The 16,590-nt window shown below is 70.3% G+C and carries 15 protein-coding genes; 7 read left to right on the top strand and 8 right to left on the bottom strand.

From position 1 onward, the window contains the following. The first annotated feature begins 6 nt into the window (after nt 1-6). From C7444_RS13210 to bamC, 3 genes are all read left to right on the top strand, one after another. Nucleotides 7-555: a class I SAM-dependent methyltransferase gene (locus C7444_RS13210; RefSeq protein ID WP_110401324.1), complete on the top strand. Its 549-nt coding sequence runs from the start codon at nt 7-9 to the stop codon at nt 553-555. Nucleotides 556-605: 50 nt separating this feature from the next. Further along, entirely contained in the window at nt 606-1,487 is an 882-nt protein-coding gene (dapA, locus tag C7444_RS13205) for a 4-hydroxy-tetrahydrodipicolinate synthase (RefSeq protein WP_110401323.1), read from the top strand. Between the two features lie 112 nt (nt 1,488-1,599). Continuing rightward, complete coding sequence (gene bamC / locus C7444_RS13200) at nt 1,600-2,799, top strand: outer membrane protein assembly factor BamC (protein ID WP_245909552.1); 1,200 nt, start codon at nt 1,600-1,602, stop codon at nt 2,797-2,799. A gap of 137 nt (nt 2,800-2,936) precedes the next feature. Here bamC and C7444_RS13195 read toward each other — a convergent pair whose 3' ends face one another. After that, nucleotides 2,937-3,158, bottom strand: a complete 222-nt coding sequence (locus tag C7444_RS13195) for a hypothetical protein (RefSeq protein ID WP_110401322.1) — start codon at nt 3,156-3,158, stop codon at nt 2,937-2,939. A gap of 223 nt (nt 3,159-3,381) precedes the next feature. Then, nucleotides 3,382-4,479: a JmjC domain-containing protein gene (locus tag C7444_RS13190; protein ID WP_245909563.1), complete on the bottom strand. Its 1,098-nt coding sequence runs from the start codon at nt 4,477-4,479 to the stop codon at nt 3,382-3,384. A 217-nt stretch (nt 4,480-4,696) separates the two neighbouring features. On the opposite strand from C7444_RS13190, the gene C7444_RS13185 reads away from it, so the two are divergent. Continuing rightward, nucleotides 4,697-5,218, top strand: coding sequence for an FKBP-type peptidyl-prolyl cis-trans isomerase (locus tag C7444_RS13185; protein WP_110401399.1), 522 nt, complete (start codon nt 4,697-4,699; stop codon nt 5,216-5,218). A gap of 33 nt (nt 5,219-5,251) precedes the next feature. On the opposite strand, the gene dut is transcribed toward C7444_RS13185, so the two are convergent. Next, nucleotides 5,252-5,707, bottom strand: a complete 456-nt coding sequence (gene dut, locus C7444_RS13180; RefSeq protein WP_110401320.1) for a dUTP diphosphatase — start codon at nt 5,705-5,707, stop codon at nt 5,252-5,254. Continuing rightward, nucleotides 5,704-6,981: a bifunctional phosphopantothenoylcysteine decarboxylase/phosphopantothenate--cysteine ligase CoaBC gene (coaBC, locus tag C7444_RS13175; protein WP_110401319.1), complete on the bottom strand. Its 1,278-nt coding sequence runs from the start codon at nt 6,979-6,981 to the stop codon at nt 5,704-5,706. The genes dut and coaBC overlap by 4 nt, the downstream gene beginning before the upstream one ends. Nucleotides 6,982-7,117: 136 nt before the next feature. Between coaBC and C7444_RS13170 the strand changes: the two genes are divergently transcribed. Beyond that, the gene (locus tag C7444_RS13170) at nt 7,118-9,487 is read left to right on the top strand and encodes a TonB-dependent receptor plug domain-containing protein (RefSeq protein WP_170130751.1); all 2,370 of its coding nucleotides are present in this window, start codon (nt 7,118-7,120) and stop codon (nt 9,485-9,487) included. Nucleotides 9,488-9,499: 12 nt separating this feature from the next. Here the strand turns inward: C7444_RS13170 and C7444_RS13165 are convergent, their stop codons facing one another. Next, the gene (locus tag C7444_RS13165; RefSeq protein WP_170130750.1) at nt 9,500-10,858 is read right to left on the bottom strand and encodes a phenylacetate--CoA ligase family protein; all 1,359 of its coding nucleotides are present in this window, start codon (nt 10,856-10,858) and stop codon (nt 9,500-9,502) included. A 274-nt stretch (nt 10,859-11,132) separates the two neighbouring features. Between C7444_RS13165 and C7444_RS13160 the strand changes: the two genes are divergently transcribed. Beyond that, nucleotides 11,133-11,441, top strand: coding sequence for a DUF485 domain-containing protein (locus tag C7444_RS13160; RefSeq protein WP_110401316.1), 309 nt, complete (start codon nt 11,133-11,135; stop codon nt 11,439-11,441). 20 nt (nt 11,442-11,461) lie between these two features. Next, nucleotides 11,462-13,165 carry a cation acetate symporter gene (locus tag C7444_RS13155; RefSeq protein WP_110401398.1) on the top strand — a complete coding sequence of 568 codons (1,704 nt, stop codon included), beginning with the start codon at nt 11,462-11,464 and terminating at the stop codon, nt 13,163-13,165. 88 nt (nt 13,166-13,253) lie between these two features. Here C7444_RS13155 and C7444_RS13150 read toward each other — a convergent pair whose 3' ends face one another. The 3 genes from C7444_RS13150 to C7444_RS13140 all read right to left on the bottom strand — a co-directional run bounded on the left by C7444_RS13150 (nt 13,254) and on the right by C7444_RS13140 (nt 16,511). Continuing rightward, on the bottom strand, nt 13,254-13,913 hold the full coding sequence (locus C7444_RS13150; RefSeq protein ID WP_110401397.1) for a 3'-5' exonuclease: 660 nt from the start codon (nt 13,911-13,913) through the stop codon (nt 13,254-13,256). A 49-nt stretch (nt 13,914-13,962) separates the two neighbouring features. Continuing rightward, nucleotides 13,963-15,810, bottom strand: coding sequence for a putative nucleotidyltransferase substrate binding domain-containing protein (locus C7444_RS13145; protein WP_110401315.1), 1,848 nt, complete (start codon nt 15,808-15,810; stop codon nt 13,963-13,965). A gap of 71 nt (nt 15,811-15,881) precedes the next feature. Continuing rightward, a complete protein-coding gene (locus tag C7444_RS13140) occupies nt 15,882-16,511 on the bottom strand; it encodes a glutathione S-transferase family protein (RefSeq protein WP_110401314.1) in 630 nt (209 codons plus the stop codon). Between the last annotated feature and the right edge of the window lie 79 nt (nt 16,512-16,590).

Genomic DNA, 16,590 nt, shown 5'->3' with positions numbered 1-16,590 from the left:
GGCACCATGGCCCCGTCCGACTGGGTGTGCCGCTTCAGTGCCGACCTGCCTGCGGGCCGGCGGGTGCTGGACCTCGCCTGCGGCCGGGGGCGCCACGTGCGCTGGCTGGCCGCGCAGGGCCACGTGGTCACCGCCGTCGACCGGGACGCGCAGGCCCTGGCCGGCCTGGAGGACGTGGCCGGCGAGATCGTCTGCGCCGACCTGGAGAGCGGCACCTGGCCGCTGACGGGCCGCCGCTTCGATCTGGTCGTGGTGACCCACTACCTCTGGCGACCACGCCTGCCCGAGGTGCTGGCCTGCGTCGCTCCGGGCGGGCGGCTGGTCTGGGAGACCTTCGCGGCGGGCCAGCAGCGGCTGGGGCGACCGCACAACCCCGACTTCCTGCTGCAGCCGCTTGAGCTGATCGACCACGTGCGCGGACCGCTGCATGTGCTGGCCTTCGAGGACGGCCTGCTCGACGCCCCCCCGCGGCGGGTGCAGCGCATCGCGGCCTGCCGCCCGTGTGACCCGCCGGGCGACCCGGGCAGCACTTTTTTACTCGCGCCCCGGCCCTGAGGGCGGCAGGCAGCGACAGTTAGAATCGTTGGATTGCAAGGACATTTCTCATGACACCGATCGTAGGCAGCATCGTCGCCCTGGTGACACCGATGCAGGAAGATGGCAGCGTGGACTATCCCGCGCTGCGGCAGTTGATTGACTGGCAGATCGCCGAAGGCACGGCGTGCATCGGCGTGGTGGGCACGACCGGCGAGTCCCCGACCGTCTCGGTCGAGGAGCACTGCGAGATCATCCGCGTGGCCGTCGAGCAGACCGCCGGACGCGTGCCGGTGATGGCCGGCGCGGGCGGCAACTCCACGCGCGAGGCCATCGCGCTGTCGCGCTACGCCAAGGAAGTCGGCGCCGACTGCACGCTGAGCGTGGTGCCCTACTACAACAAGCCGACCCAGGAAGGCATGTACCGGCATTTCCGCAGCATCGCCGAAGCCGTGGACATCCCGATGATGCTCTACAACGTGCCCGGGCGGACCGGCGCGGACATGCTGCCCGAGACCTCGCTGCGCCTGGCCGAGGTGCCCGGCATCATCGGCATCAAGGAGGCCACCGGCAACATCGAGCGGGCCTGCTGGCTGATCCGCGAGGCCCCGGCCGGCTTCTCGGTCTACTCGGGTGACGACGGCACCGCCATCGCGCTGATGCTGATGGGCGGCCAGGGCAACGTCAGCGTGACCGCCAACATCGCCCCGCGCGCCATGGCCGAGCTGTGCGCGGCCGCCGTGGCCGGTGACGCCCGCACCGCCCGCGAGATCCACATGCGCCTGCTGGCGGTGCACCGCCAGCTCTTCGTCGAGCCCAACCCGATCCCGGTGAAGTGGGCCATGCAGCGCCTGGGTCGATGCGGGGGCCACCTGCGCCTGCCGCTGGTGCCGATGTCGGCTTCGCTGGAACCCGCCTTCGACGCGGCGCTGCAGTCGGCCGGACTGCTCTGACCTCACCCCTGTCGGCCCTGGGCGCCCCGGCCGCTTCGCGGCCCGGATCGCCCGGTCGCGACACCATTTCCCGATACCGCGGAGTAACGCCCCAGTGACCTGTCGCCTGTCTTTGAGCGCTTCCCAGATTCAACCGTCGTCGACCACCGCCCGCCTGACCCGCACCGGTCTTGCCCTGGCGCTGGCCGGCAGCCTGGGTGCGTGCTCGTCCCTGTCGGAAACGTTCTCCTCCAACAAGGTCGACTACAAGTCAGCCTCCTCGCGCAGCGCACCGCTGGACGTGCCGCCGGACCTGAGCCAGCTGTCGCGGGACCCGCGCTACCAGCAGCCCGGCCCGGGCACGGTGGTGAGTGCGGCCGCGCTGCAGTCCGCAGGCCAGGCCTCGGTGACCGCCGGCACGCCCGCCCCGGTCGCGGTGGCCGTGCAGGCCAGCCAGGAGGCCCGCATCGAGCGCTCGGGCAACCAGCGCTGGCTGGTCACCGGGCTGACGCCGGAACAGGTCTGGCCGCTGCTGCGCACCTTCTGGACCGAAGGCGGCTTCACGCTGGCGATCGATCAGGCCGACGTCGGCACGATGGAGACGGAGTGGGCCGAGAACCGCGCCAGACTACCGCAGGATTTCATCCGCCGCTCGGTCGGCCGGGTGCTCGACGGGCTCTACGACAGCGGCCAGCGTGACCGCTATCGCACCCGCGTCGAACGCAGCGCCCAGGGCACCGAGATCACCATCAGCCACCGCAGCGCCGTCGAGGAGCTGGTGGGCGAGCGCAACAGCGATCGCACCCGCTGGGTGATCGGGCCGAACGACCCGAATCTGGAAGCCGAGTTCCTGGGCCGCCTGCTGGTGAAGCTGTCCGCCACCACGACCGCCAGCAGCAAGCCGGCGGACACGGTGGCCGCGGCGATCCAGGCCGTCGCCAAGGCGCCCGAGGCACCGGCACGCGCGCGCCTGCTGGACGGCCAGCCCGCCGCCACGCTGCAGGTCGACGAGAACTACGACCGCACCTGGCGCCGCGTCGGCCTGGCACTGGACCGCGCCGGCTTCACCGTCGAGGACCGCGACCGCAAGGCCGGCCTGATCGACATGCGTTACGTCGACCCGAAACTGGCCGGCACCGAAGAGCCGGGCTTCTTCGCCCGCCTGTTCGGCAAGGACGACCGCGCAGCCCGGGCTGGCGTGCGTTACCGCGTGCGGGTCACCGGCATGGGCGACAGCGCCAGCACGGTCAGCGTGCTCGACAGCGAAGGCCGGCCACGCAACGACGACGGCGCCCGCAGCATCATCCAGACGCTGCTGCTCGAACTGCGTTGAAGCCCTGAGGTCCCCGGGGCGCGCACTCGCGCCCCGGGGACCTCACGGTCCGGCCCCGCCGACGCGATCGTCAGCGGCGCAGCGCCCAAAAAAAATGGCCGCCCATCGGGCGGCCATTTTTTCAGAGCAGATTCGAATTACTTCGAAGCAGCAGCGTCCACGGCAGCGGAAGCGGCGTCGACCACAGCCGAAGCGGCGGCGTCAGCAGCGGCAGCAACCGAAGCGGCGGCGTCAACAGCCGGAGCGGCAGCCGAAGCAGCGACATCAGCCACCGGAGCGACCACTTCTTCAGCCTTCTTGCCGCAAGCGGCCAGGGCAACGGCAGCGACCAGCGAAACCATCAGGAGCGACTTTTTCATGCTTTATACCTCAATCAAAGAGACTAACAATTACCGGTAATTGAGGGCCCTCCGACAGCACGCTGAATGAACGTCGGCAGTCGCAAGTGTCCCACGAGGACCGGGAAACGCTCGAGCATTCCCCAATCCAGCCCCCGATTATACATATTGAGCACGTCGATTTGTGTCTCGAAGCCCCAACCCGGGGCCAGACTCTAACCCGGTACGCCCACGTCCGTGTCGATCACGCCTCAAGCGGGTGCAGCCAGCCGTCTTCCACCCACTGCATCAGCAGCTCCTGCAGTGCCGCGCTGGAGCGGGCGACCACCGCCGCGTCGAGGCGGCGGGCGTCGGCCAGCTGGTGCAGCGTGGTGGCGTCACGCCCTCCGGCACGCCAGGAGTCGCCGTTGACGTAGACATGGCGGGCGTCGTAGAGCATGCAGGTGCGCGGATCGAGCCTGACGCCGCAGCCCTCGGGCAGCGGGTTGCCGATGTCGAAGCTGACCTGCGCCTTGGGCTCGCTCATGTACTCGCCCAGCGCACGCGCCAGGGCATCCGGGTCTTCCAGCACCCGCTGCAGGCCCTCGCGGGCGAACTCGACCAGCTCGCCGGGGATCAGGCCGGGCGTGACGGTGGCCGGCTGGGCCGGGTCGCGGTAGATCACCGGACGCACACCCTCGTCGGCCGGGTCCTCGACCGCATCGGCCAGGCGCAGCAGCGTCTCGCGGGCGAGTTCGCTGCGGTGGGGCGAGCGGAAGCCGACCGAGCAGGTCATGCATTCGCCGTCGACCGCGTCACCGTCGTGGGCCCAGCCCGGCGGCAGGTAGAGCATGTCACCCGGCTCGAGCACCCACTCCTGCTCGGGCTGGAAGTCGTCGATGATCTTCAGCGGCAGGTCCGGCTTGAGCCTGGCCCCCGCCTGGCGCCCGATGCGCCAGCGACGGCGCCCGCTGACCTGGATCAGGAAGACGTCGTAGGAGTCGAAGTGCGGACCGACGCCGCCACCTTCGCTGGCCCACGACACCATCAGGTCGTCGAGTCGGGCCTGCGGCACGAAGCGGAAGCGCATCAGCAGTTCGTGGGCCGCCGGCACATGCAGGTTGAGCCCCTGCACCAGCACCGTCCAGCCCGGCTGGCGCAGCGGCGGCAGGCTGCGGCGGGCGATCGGGCCGCTGCGCAGCTGCCAGCCGGCATCCCCGCGCTCGAGGTCGCGCACCACCAGGCGGGACTCGACATCGTCGCGCTGCGCCAGCTCGAACATCTCGGCGCGGCTGACCGGGGGCACGACGGCCGGAAGGGCCTGGCGCACCAGCAGCGGCTTGCGCTGCCAGTGGCGGCTCATGAACTGCTCGGCGCTCAGGCCGCCGAGCAGCTCGACAGGCTGGCCCAGCGGCGCCACGGCCCGGTCAGGGTGGGAGGCTGCCGGCGCGGGCGAGGCCGCGGAGGACGGCCGGGGAGATTTGGGGGACTTGGTGGAAGAGGCCATCCGGCAATTGTGCCTGCCCGTCCCGAGCCGGCCTTGACCGGCATCGAGGCCCAGTCATGCGATGATCCTGCCCATGCAAATTCAAGCCCCTTGCGTGGTCACGCTCATCTGGCGCCTGGAAGACGCCCATGGACAGCTGATCGACGACCTGACCGAGCCGATGGAATTCTTCTACGGCGGTGACGACCTGTTCGAGAAGGTCGAATCGGTGCTGGTCGGCCAGCAGCCCGGTTTCACGGCCACCGTGCACCTGGAACCCGAAGCCGCGTTCGGCCTCTACGACGCCAACCTGGTGTTCTTCGAGGAACGTGGCCTCTTCCCCGACGAGATCCAGCCGGGCATGCAGTTCGAGGGCCCGCCCGAGGGCAGCCAGACGCCCGACCTGCCCGCCGACGTGATCTACAACGTCACCGAGGTCTACGAGAGCCATGTCGTGCTCGACGGCAACCACCCGCTGGCCGGCATCGCCCTGGTGCTGCAGCTGGAGGTGCGCGACGTGCGCGAGGCGACCGAAGAAGAGATCGCGCAGCGCAGCGTCGGCGAAGCCGGCGCGAGCCTGATCAGCCTGGCGCCCGCCTCCACCACGCTGCACTGAAGCCGCGTTCCGGGCGACCCTCGAGACGCCGTCTCAGGTGCGCCCGGTCGAACCGAAGCCGCCGGTGCCGCGCGCCGAGTTGGCAAAGTCCTCCACGAGCTCGAACCGCGCCTGCACCACCGGCACGATCACCAGCTGGGCGATGCGCTCCATCGGCTCGATCGTGAACGGCTGCTGGCCGCGGTTCCAGCAGCTCACCATCAGCTGGCCCTGGTAGTCGCTGTCGATCAGGCCGACCAGGTTGCCCAGCACGATGCCGTGCTTGTGGCCCAGGCCCGAGCGCGGCAGGATGATGGCCGCCAGCGACGCATCACCGATGTGGATGGCCAGGCCGGTCGGGATCAGCACCGTCTGCCCGGGGGCCAGCGACACGGCGCTGTCCAGGCAGGCGCGCAGGTCGAGTCCGGCCGAGCCTTCGGTGGCGTAGGCGGGCAGCTGTTCGGCCATGCGGGCGTCCAGCACCTTCAGGGCGATCGTCGTCTTGTTCATTCGGGGGTTCCGGAAACGGGGGAAAGCGGCCTCGACGCCAGCCGATCGGCCAGATCGGCCATCAGCAGTCGGGCCAGCGTGAGCTTGTCGGTGGCCTGACCGTCGACCGGCAGGGGCGTGGCCCCCTGGGCATCGACCAGCAGCAGGCTGTTGTCGTCGCGGCCGAAGGTGGCCGGGCCGAGGTTGCCGATGATCAGCGGCACCCGCTTGCGCAGCAGCTTCTCGCGGGCGTGGCGCTCGAGCTGTTCGCTCTCGGCCGCGAACCCGACGCAGTACGGCGCACCGCGCTCGCGCGAGCGGGCCGACACCGCGGCCAGGATGTCGGGGTTCTCGCTGAGCTCGAAGGTCGGCGCGATCTTCTTGCCATCCTTCTTGATCTTGTGGGCCGACAGGCTGGCCGGGCGCCAGTCGGCGACCGCGGCGGTGGCGACGAAGACGTCGTGCTCATCGGCCAGCGGCATCACGGCCTCGAGCATCTGCAGCGCCGAGCGCACGTCGATGCGCCGCACGCCACGCGGGGTGTCCAGGTGCACCGGGCCGGCGACCAGCGTGACCTCGGCCCCCGCCTCGCGCGCCGCGCGGGCGATCGCGAAGCCCATCTTGCCGCTCGACAGGTTGGTGATGCCCCGCACCGGGTCGATCGCCTCGAAGGTCGGACCGGCGGTGATCAGCAGGCGCCGGCCCGCCAGCGGACGCGGCGACAGGGCCGCGACCAGCTCCTCGACGATGGCCGGTGGCTCCAGCATGCGGCCGTCGCCAACCTCGCCGCAGGCCTGGGCACCGGCCTCGACCCCCAGCACCAGCGCGCCGTCGGCCTGCACCTGGGCGACGTTGCGGCGCGTGGCCGGGTGGGCCCACATCTCGCGGTTCATCGCCGGGGCCAGCACCAGCGGACAGGGCTGCTCGCCCACGCCCCAGGGGCGGGCCAGGCAGGTCAGGCTGAGCAGGTCCTCGGCGCGGCCCTGGGCCAGCCGGGCGATGAAGTCGGCCGAGGCGGGCGCGACCAGCACCGCATCGGCACCTCGGGTCAGGTTGATGTGCGGCATCACGTTGGGCTCGCGGGCATCCCAGGTGTCGAGCAGCACGGGCTGGCCCGACAGCGCCTGCATCGTCTCCGGGGTGATGAAACGCTGCGCTCCGGCGGTCATCACCACCTGCACCGTCGCACCGGCCTTGACCAGCAGACGCAGCAGCTCCGCACTCTTGTAGCAGGCGATGCCGCCGCTGAGACCGAGCACCACGCGGCGTCCGGCCAGGTCCTGTCGTTGATTCATGGGTCGGGAGTCTAAACGCCCGGCCCGTGGCGGATTGGGCAGCATCGGCGCCGCCACAGCCCCTGGTCATCCGCAGGTCAAGCCACGAACCCGACAATCGGTGCGCCCGTGTCCCCACGCCAACCTGCGCCCGCCGATGCCCTCCACCTGTCCACCCCGCCGCCCCTCGCCCGTCCCCTGCTCGCTGCTGGGGGCGCTGCTGGCCGCATCCGCCACGCTGGCCGGCGGCGCCGCGCGGGCGCAGCCGGTCACCGTGCCGAGCACGCCGGCACCGGCCGCCCCGGTGGCGGACCCCGCCACCGCGCCGCCGCAGACGCTGGAGCGGGTCGAGATCCGCGCCAGCCGCCAGGGGGCGGACGACACCGAGCAGCGCCGGCAGTCCTCGGCCGCCAAGATCGTCATCGGCCGCGAGGAGATCGAGCGCATGGGCGACAGCACGCTGGGCGAGGTGCTGCAGCGCCTGCCCGGCGTGACCACCGAAGGTGCCCCCGGGCGAGGTGGCCGGGTGCGCATGCGGGGCATGGGCAACGGCTACACGCAGATCCTCGTCAACGGCGAACGCCCGCCGGCGGGCTTCAGCGTCGAGCAGCTGACGCCCGAACAGGTCGAGCGCATCGAGGTGCTGCGTGCGCCGACGGCCGAATACGGCGCCCAGGCCATCGCCGGCACGATCAACATCGTGCTGCGCGAGGACCTGCGCCAGCGCCTGAACCAGATCACGCTGACGCTGGGCCACGACAGCGACCACGGGCAACCCGAGCTCGGCTGGAACCGCGCCGACCAGCTCGACGCACTGAGCTACCAGGTCAGCGGCCACTACGCCCACCGCACGAGCCGCCAGCGCAGCAGCACGCACAGCCGCACCGTCGAGCAGGACCTGGGCACCGGCGCCGAGACCACGACCTTCGACCAGATCGACGACAGCCTGACGCAGACCACCTCGGACCGCCTGCACCTGGGCAGCCGCCTGCAGTGGCGGCTCGGGCCGGGCAGCAGCTTCACGCTGGCCCCGTTCGTGATGCTCGCGCACAGCCAGACGCTGGGGCAGGAGCGTCGCTCCCGCCTGAGCGGCAGCGACGGCTCGGCCTCGGATTACGCCAGCGCCCTGAGCGAGGGCAATGCCCGCTACACGATGGGCCGGCTGCAATCGACCTGGCAGACCCGGCTGCCCCAGGGATCGCGGCTGGAGCTGCGTGCCCGCGTGCACCGCTCGCTGTACGACGCCCACACCGAACGTGCCGAATCCGACCGCAGCGCCTCGGCGCTGCGCAGCCTGGAGGACCGCGTCAGCCTGCGCGACACCGGCTGGAGCACCGGCGGCAAGCTGCAGCACGCGCTGCTCGGCGACGACGGCGAAGGCCATGAACTGGCGCTGGGCTGGGAGCTGGAGACCGATCGCCGCGACGACCGGCGCAGCAACATCGAATGCGGCAGCGGCGGCAGCTGCCAGTCGCTGGACACCGACCTGGGCGACAACCAGCACGCCCGGGTGCAGCGCAGCGCGCTGTGGGCACAGGACGAATGGGCCCTGAACCCGCAGTGGTCGGTGATGGGCGGCCTGCGCTGGGAGGAGATCCGCACCCGCAGCGAGGCCGGCGACAGCCGCATCGAACACCGCTCGGCGGTGACCACCCCGCTGCTGCATGCGGTCTGGCGCCCCGGGCAGCGCAGCAAGGACCAGGTGCGCATGAGCCTGACGCGCAGCTACCGGGCCCCCTCGCTGAACCAGCTCACCACCAGCCGGGCCATCGCCAGCCGCTATCCGGTGGGCGCCGACGGCACCGGCGGCAACCAGCCCGGCAGCCCGGACCAGGCCGGCAACCCGGACCTGGAGCCCGAGCTGGCCACCGGCGTCGACCTGGCCTTCGAGCACTACCTCGCCCGCGGTGGCGTGCTCAGCGCCAGTGTCTTCCACCGCCGCATCACCGGGCTGATGCGTTCGGTGGTGACGCTGCAGGACGTCGGCTACGCCAGCGTGCAGCGCTGGGTGTCGCGGCCCGAGAACATCGGCACGGCCCGCACCAGCGGCATCGAGCTGGACGGCAAGTTCCGCCTGGCCGAGCTGATGGACGAGGCCCCGCCGCTCGACCTGCGCGGCAACCTCGGCCTGTACCGCTCCCGGGTCGACGGCATCGACGGCCCGGACAACCGCATCGACCAGCAGCCCGACTGGTCGGCGCAGCTGGGGGCCGACTACCGGCTGCGCAGCCTGCCGCTGACGCTGGGGGGCAGCGTCACGCTGAGCTCCGACTACGCCGTGCAGCTCAGCAACAGCCGGCGCAGCGAGTTCGACAGCAAGCGGGTGATCGACGTCTACGGCCTGTGGCGCTTCAGCCCGGCCGTGCAGCTGCGGGTCGGCGCCAGCAACCTGGCACCACGCGACTACACCAGCGGCAGCCTCGTGCGCACGATCGCGTCGGACGGCAGCGTGCGCACCGACCGCAGCAGCGGCAGCACGGCGCCCGGCCTGACGGCCTGGAACCTGAGGCTCGAGATGAAGCTGTGAGCCGCGCCGGCCTCAGGCCGGCCGATCGAGCAGGCACAGCACCTGCCGCAGCTTGCCGCTGCGCTCGTCGCAGGCCAGCGGGTCATGCTCGACCCGCAGCCGCACCTGGTCGAGCCCCTGCGATCGCAGGTAATGGCCCAGCACCTGCGTCGCCCGGTCCGAGACGGACCCCGGATCGGACTCGCGGTCGAGGTCCAGGCGCAGCACCAGCGCTCGGGCCTCGGTCTGGACCACCTGGAAGCGGTGGATGTCGGCGCCCTCCTCCAGCGCCGTGGTCAGCGCCATCGGCAGCAGGCGGACCTCACGGTCCTGCGCGTCGCGCAGGCGCAGGGTGTCGTCGCAGCGCCCCTCGACCGTGAACGCCGGACGGGCGTCACCGCACGCACAGGCCCGGTCGAGGAAGGTCACGCTGTCGCCCAGCCGGTAGCGGATCACCGGCTGCACGTGGTTGGCCAGGTTGGTCAGCAGCACCGAATGCGAGGCCGTGCCCGCCGGCACCGGCCGATCCTGCCTGTCGACCGGCTCGAGCAGCACCCAGTCGTCGTTGAGGTGCAGGTGGCCGTGGTCACACTCGAAGGCGATCGTCAGGCACTCGGAGGCGCCGTAGTCGTTGACCACCGGCGCACCGAACACCGACGAGATCCAGGCCCGCGTGCTCGCGCACAGGCCCTCGCCCCCGCCCCACAGCGCCGCGAGCTTCAGGTCGATGCGGCCGTCCTCCTGCCAGCGCGCCAGCTCGGCCAGCATGCTCGGGTAACTGGCGACATGGTCGGGCTGCCAGGCCTGCAGGGCCGCGCGGATCTCCTCGGGCGGCGCGGTCACGTTCAGCGCCAGCGAGCTCGCCCGCAGCATCGGGTAGAGGCGCTGCTGGCGGGCCCAGAAACCGATGCCCGCGTAATGGCCGTCGCTCGCGATCAGCAGTGCCGTGCGGGGCAGCCGGCCCGGCACCGTGCCGCGGCCCTGCGCATGGCGGTGGCTCATGCGCGTCTGCAGCAGCGTCGCATAGGTCGCCAGCGCCTGGCTGTCATGCACGAAGAGCCCCGGCACGCCCGTCGTGCCCGAGGTGCTCCAGACCGCATAGCGCCCCAGGAAGTCCTGTCCGATGCGTGCCGGATCGGCGATCCAGTCCTGCACGGCGGCCAGCCGGATGCGCCGATCACAGGCCCAGTCGTCGAAGGCCGCCATCAGCTGCGACTTGTCGACCACCGGCAGCGACTGCCACGCGTCGAGCCCGGTGGCCCGCCCCTGGTAGAGCCGCGCATAGAACGGGCTGCGGTCGAGCGCCCGGTCGATCAGCTGCAGCGCCCGGGCGCGGGCCAGCGGCTGGCGGGCCAGCGCATGCGCGCCATCGAGCAGATTCGAATCATTCATCCTGGACACGGCCATCATGGAAGCTGGAATTCATCGGTGGGTCACATTCTGTCAGGGTAGACCCGGATTCGGGATCCTTTTTGAGCGCGCTCAGTGCAGCAGGCGCAGCAAGGTATCCGTGGAAACCCAGGTAACTCGTACAAACCCTCAGCACAAAACACCGGCGGGGTCAGCAATCGGTCAGTTACCGACCCTAACCTGAAATTACCGGAAAACATGGATGCCGCAAGGTATTCACGGGTTCCTTGTCACATCTGGCAACGAGGAGAAATCGATGGCCGACAACGTGGTAGCCCGGATCAGGGCAAACCCGAAGTATGCGGAGCTGAGGAAAAAACGCGGTGGTTTCGGCTGGTGGCTGACCCTGCTGATGATGGTGGTCTATTACGGCTACATCGCCCTGATCGCCTTCAACAAGGAATTCCTCGCCCAGCCCCTGGGTGCCGGCGTGACCACCATCGGCGTGCCCATCGGTTTTGGCGTCATCGTGTTCACGATCGTCATCACCGGCATTTATGTGCGTCGGGCCAATGACGAGTTCGACCGCCTGACCAAAGAGATCCTGCAGGAGGTGTCGAAGTGAGCCGTCAGTTCAAGTTCCTGATGGCCCTGGCGGGCCTGCTGAGCACCGGAGCGGCGCTGGCCGCCGGTGCGGACATGGGCCAGATCGCCCAGCAAGAGACCAACTGGACCGCCATCACGATGTTCGGCATCTTCGTGGCCGGCACGCTATACATCACCAAGTGGGCGGCCGCGAAGACCAAGTCGGCGGCCGACTTCTACACCGGCGGTGGCGGCATCACCGGTTTCCAGAACGGCCTGGCGATCGCGGGTGACTACATGTCGGCCGCCTCGTTCCTGGGCATCTCCGCGGCCGTGATGGCCAGCGGCTACGACGGCCTGATCTACTCGATCGGCTTCCTGGTCGGCTGGCCGGTCATCACCTTCCTGATGGCCGAACGCCTGCGCAACCTCGGCAAGTTCACCTTCGCCGACGTCGCCGGCTACCGCTTCCAGCAGGGCCCGATCCGCGCGTTCGCCGCGTCGGGCACGCTGGTCGTGGTGGCGTTCTACCTGATCGCCCAGATGGTCGGCGCCGGCCAGCTGATCAAGCTGCTGTTCGGTCTCGAGTACTGGATGGCGGTCGTGATCGTCGGCGCGCTGATGATGGTCTACGTGCTGTTCGGCGGCATGACGGCCACCACCTGGGTGCAGATCATCAAGGCCTGCCTGCTGCTGTCGGGCGTGACCTTCATGGCCTTCATGGTGATGTCGCAGTTCGGCTTCAGCCCGGAAGCGCTGTTCGCCAAGGGGGTCGCCGTCAAGGCCGCGATCGCCGAAGGCTCGGGCAAGACGCCCGAGGAAGCGGCCGCCATCGGCCTCAAGCTGATGGGCCCGGGCGGCTTCATCAAGGACCCGATCTCGGCCATCAGCTTCGGCATGGCGCTGATGTTCGGCACGGCCGGCCTGCCGCACATCCTGATGCGCTTCTTCACGGTGCCTGATGCCAAGGAAGCCCGCAAGAGCGTGTTCTGGGCCACCACCTGGATCGGCTACTTCTACATCCTGATCTTCATCATCGGCTTCGGCGCGATCACGCTGGTGCTGACCAACCCCGAGTACGCCGACACCGTCAAGGGTGTCATCAAGGGCGGCGCGGGCACGTCCAACATGGCGGCCGTGCTGGTGGCCAAGGCGGTCGGCGGCAACGTGTTCTACGGCTTCATCTCGGCGGTGGCCTTCGCGACCATCCTCGCGGTGGTGGCTGGCCTGACGCTGTCGGGCGCCTCGGCGGTGTCCCACGACATCTACGCCACGCTGATCAAGAAGGGCAAGGCCGACAGCGCCTCCGAGCTGAAGGTCTCGCGTGCCACCACGCTGGCCCTGGGTGTGCTGGCGGTGACGCTGGGCATCGCCTTCGAGAAGCAGAACATCGCCTTCATGGTGTCGCTGGCCTTCGCGATCGCGGCCTCGGCCAACTTCCCGGTGCTCTTCATGAGCGTGCTGTGGAAGGACTGCACCACCAAGGGTGCGGTGGCGGGCGGCTTCCTCGGCCTGATCTCGTCGGTCGCGCTGACCGTCGTGTCGCCGTCGGTGTGGGAAGCTACGCTGGGCAACCCGAAGGGCTCGGCCTGGTTCCCCTACACCTCGCCGGCACTGTTCTCGATGGCCATCGCCTTCGTGACGATCTGGCTGGTGTCGATCATGGACCGCAGCGCCCAGGCCGCCAAGGAACGTGCCGCGTTCGACGCGCAGCAGGTGCGCTCCGAGACCGGCCTCGGTGCCGACGGCGCCTCGGGTCACTGACCCCGACGGCAGGCCACCCCTCGCGGGTGGCCCCTGACCCCAGAACACCCGGGCCGCTCCCGGGTGTTTTTTCATGGGCGCGCCGGTGTCAGCGCGAGCGCGCGCGGGCCAGCTCGCGCAGCTTGATGAAAGCCAGCGCGGCCATGACCGCATCGTTGACGGCGTTGTGCGCCGGGCGCTGGGGCAGGTCGAGGTCCTTCATCAGGGTCGCGAAGCGCAGGTCGATCTCGCTGCCCTGCTGGTAGGGGGGCAGCTGCGAGTGCTTGAGGTCGTAGTACAGCGCCGAGACCTCGATGGCCTGGTGCGGCAGCGGCCCGCCGAGCAGCGGGCGGGCCAGGCGGTTGAGCATCGCCACGTCGAACTCGAGGTAATAACCCACCAGCGGCCGGCTGCCGATGAAGGCCAGCAGGCGCCGCAGCGCGTCCTCGGGCGCCAGCCCGTCGGCGATGTCCAGCTCGCGCAGCCCGTGCACGCGCACGCTGTCGGCCGAGACGCCTCGGCTCGGACGCACCAGCAGCTCCAGCCGCTCGCTGGTCAGCACGCGGCAGCCGGCGATGCGCACCGCACCGATGGCGATGATCTCGTCACGCTGCACGTCCAGACCGGTGGTCTCGCAGTCGAGCGACACCCATTCGTCGGGCGGCGGGGCATCGAAGATGCCGCTCAGGCTCGGGTCGCTCAAGCGCCTCAGGGCACGGCGGCGGCGCAGCGCCCGCCACCAGCGGGACAGCGCCGACGAGCCGGGCATGCCCGGCGACCAGGGAGAGGCAGCATGCAGCGAGTCCATCAGGCGCTCCTCACAGCACGGTGAGGTGGAAACGGTGGCGCACCAGCGCCTTGAAGCGCCGGACCACGCCCAGCGTGTCCTTCAGCAGGTCACGGTCGAGGCTGCTGAGCCGCTCCGGATGCACCTCGCCGTCCGGCGGGCGATCGGCCTCGAGCGCCATCAGGCCGACCTTGAGCTTCAGGCCCATGAAAAAATGCAGGCTGTCGATCAGGTCGGTGGCCAGGTCCGCAGGCAGGTCGCCGAGGCCGACCAGGGCCTCGATGCGCTCGACCGTGCCCGTCACCCGCAGGTGGCGCACCAGCGCCATGCTGCGCACGCCGTGCACGATCGGGAAGAGGCCCGCCTTCTTCAGGTCCAGCCCGTGGCGGTGCGACTCGCCCCGGGTCAGCAGGCGGTTGAGCCAGCCGGGCTCGTCGCCGAAGAGGTCGATCGCCGAGGCGAAACGGCTCAGCGTCAGGTCGTGGTCGGCGCTCAGCGCATCGAACTGCTGGCGCACCGCCTCCAGCAGGCCGGCATCACCCGCCACCGCCTGGGCATCGAGGAAGATCGCCAGCGACATCAGGCGCTCGGTGTCGGGCACCATCAGCCACGACCGCACCGTGTGGCCGAAGGGGGTGGCCTCCTGGCGCCATGCCGGGTTGCTGACCATGATGCGGCCCGGGCACGGCGGATAGCCGAAGTCGATCAGCGCGGCGGTGAAGCGCTGGCAGATCGCCTCGAGGTCGGCCGGTGGCGGGTAGCCATCGCGCAGGATCAGGCCGTTGTCCTGGTCGGTCTTGAGCAGCTGCTCGCCGCGGCCCTCGCTGCCCATCACGAACAGGCAGCTGTTGGCCACCAGCTCGGCCGGCGCGACCAGCTGCCAGGCGCGCTCGAACAGCTTGGCATTGAGCTCCTGCACCAGCCGGGCGATCTGCCCCACCCGCGTGCCGCCACGCTGCAGCAGCCCGATCAGCCGCACGACCTGGCGTGAGGCCTCCTGCAGCGTCGGCAGATCCTGCGCCTCCATGATCTGCAGGGAGATCAGGTAGGAGTGGTTGGACAGGAAGCTCAGCAGGTCGAGCTGCTCGAGGAAGCCGATGATCTGCGGCGGCGCGCCCTCGTCGGGCGCGGGCCGGGCGACCACCACCCGGTGCACCCGGTGGCGCACCATCTGCGACAAGGCGTCGAACAGGTGGTCCTGCGGTCGCACGGTGATCAGCCGGAAGCTCGACAGCTCGCGCACCGGCAGCTCGGCCAGCGGGCGGCCGTCCAGGATGGCACGCTGCAGCCCGCTCATCGTGAAGATGCCCAGCCGCGGCGGCTGCTCGCGGGCATCGCGCACGATGACATTGGTGGTGCGCTGCGACTGGAAGACCTTGACCACCGAGACGATGTCGGCCTCGCCATCGACGACATGCGCCGGCCGCACGAACGCCTGCTCGACCCGGGCCATCGTCAGCGACTGCAGCTCGTGCTGCCCGGCGCGTTCGGCCAGGGCGCCCAGCTTGTTGGACAGGTCGGCGAACAGCAGCGCCCCGAAGGTGGCGTTGCGCGAGATCAGCTCCTGCACCGCCGAGCGGGCGATGCGGTAGGCCAGCACCTCCTCGGCGGCGACGAAGCGGCTGCTCGTCTTGCCCGCCACCAGGCCACGGCCGTCGAAGCTGTCGTCGGGGCCGCTGGTGCCCACCGGCTCCTCGCCGCGCCACTCGCGCACATGGCCCTTGATGACCACCAGCAGGTGCGACGGCGCCTCCCCCTCCTCGAGGATCACCTGCCCGTCGCGGAAGTACTCGATGTCGACATGGTCGCGCACCAGCTGCCGCTCCTCGGCGGTGAGGCAGTCGTAGGGCGAGGCGGAGAAGTTGAAGGCGCTGGGCATGCACCGATTCTGTCAGCCGCGGCGGCGCGGACCCCTGCCCTTGATCAAGCCCGCGACCGCGGCGGCGGACCTCAGCTCACCGGCAGGGCGGCCTCTTCGCCCAGCACCCGCTGCGCGGCCGGCCGGCTGACCACCCGGTCGACGTAGGCCCGGATCACCGGCGTCGACGGCACGAGGCCGAACTCGGTCACCCAGCGCAGCGCGATGCCCCAGAGCACGTCGGCGGCGCTGAAGCGCTCGCCCAGCAGGAAGGGTCCGAGGGACAGCTGCTCGCCGAGCGTCGCCATCGTCGTCTCCCAGTCACCGTAGGGGCACATCGAAAGCGGCGCCGGCGCACGCTGCAGCGCCCGGTCAAGCACCGCGGGCTCGAAGCACGAACCGTAGAACACCAGCCAGCGCAGGTAAGGTCCGCGCAGCGGCTCGTCGATCGCCGGGGCCAGGCCCGCCGCCGGGAACAGGTCGGCCAGGAAGATGCACAGCGCCGCCTGCTCGGTGATCAGCTGCCCCTGGTGCAGCACCGCCGGCACTTTCCCCATCGGGTTGATGGCCAGATAACCGGCCTGGCGCTGCTCGCCACCGGCGACATCCACCGGCTGCAGCCGGTGGGGGGCTTCCAGCTCCTCCAGCAGGATCCGGATGCCCGTCGAGCGGGTCCGGGGCGAGTGGAACAACGTCAGGACCGATTCGGCATTCGAAGGCATGGCGGAGGTCGATACGAGCAGGGACCACGCAGTTTATCCAGCGTGGTCCCGTCGCACTCGTCAGGAATGCACGGCTCGC

Origin of the sequence: Sphaerotilus hippei (genome assembly GCF_003201595.1) — a bacterium.
Taxonomy (GTDB): domain Bacteria; phylum Pseudomonadota; class Gammaproteobacteria; order Burkholderiales; family Burkholderiaceae_C; genus Sphaerotilus; species Sphaerotilus hippei.
The sequence above is the reverse complement of the archived record's forward strand: the minus strand, read 5'-3'. Positions and strand labels throughout refer to the sequence as shown.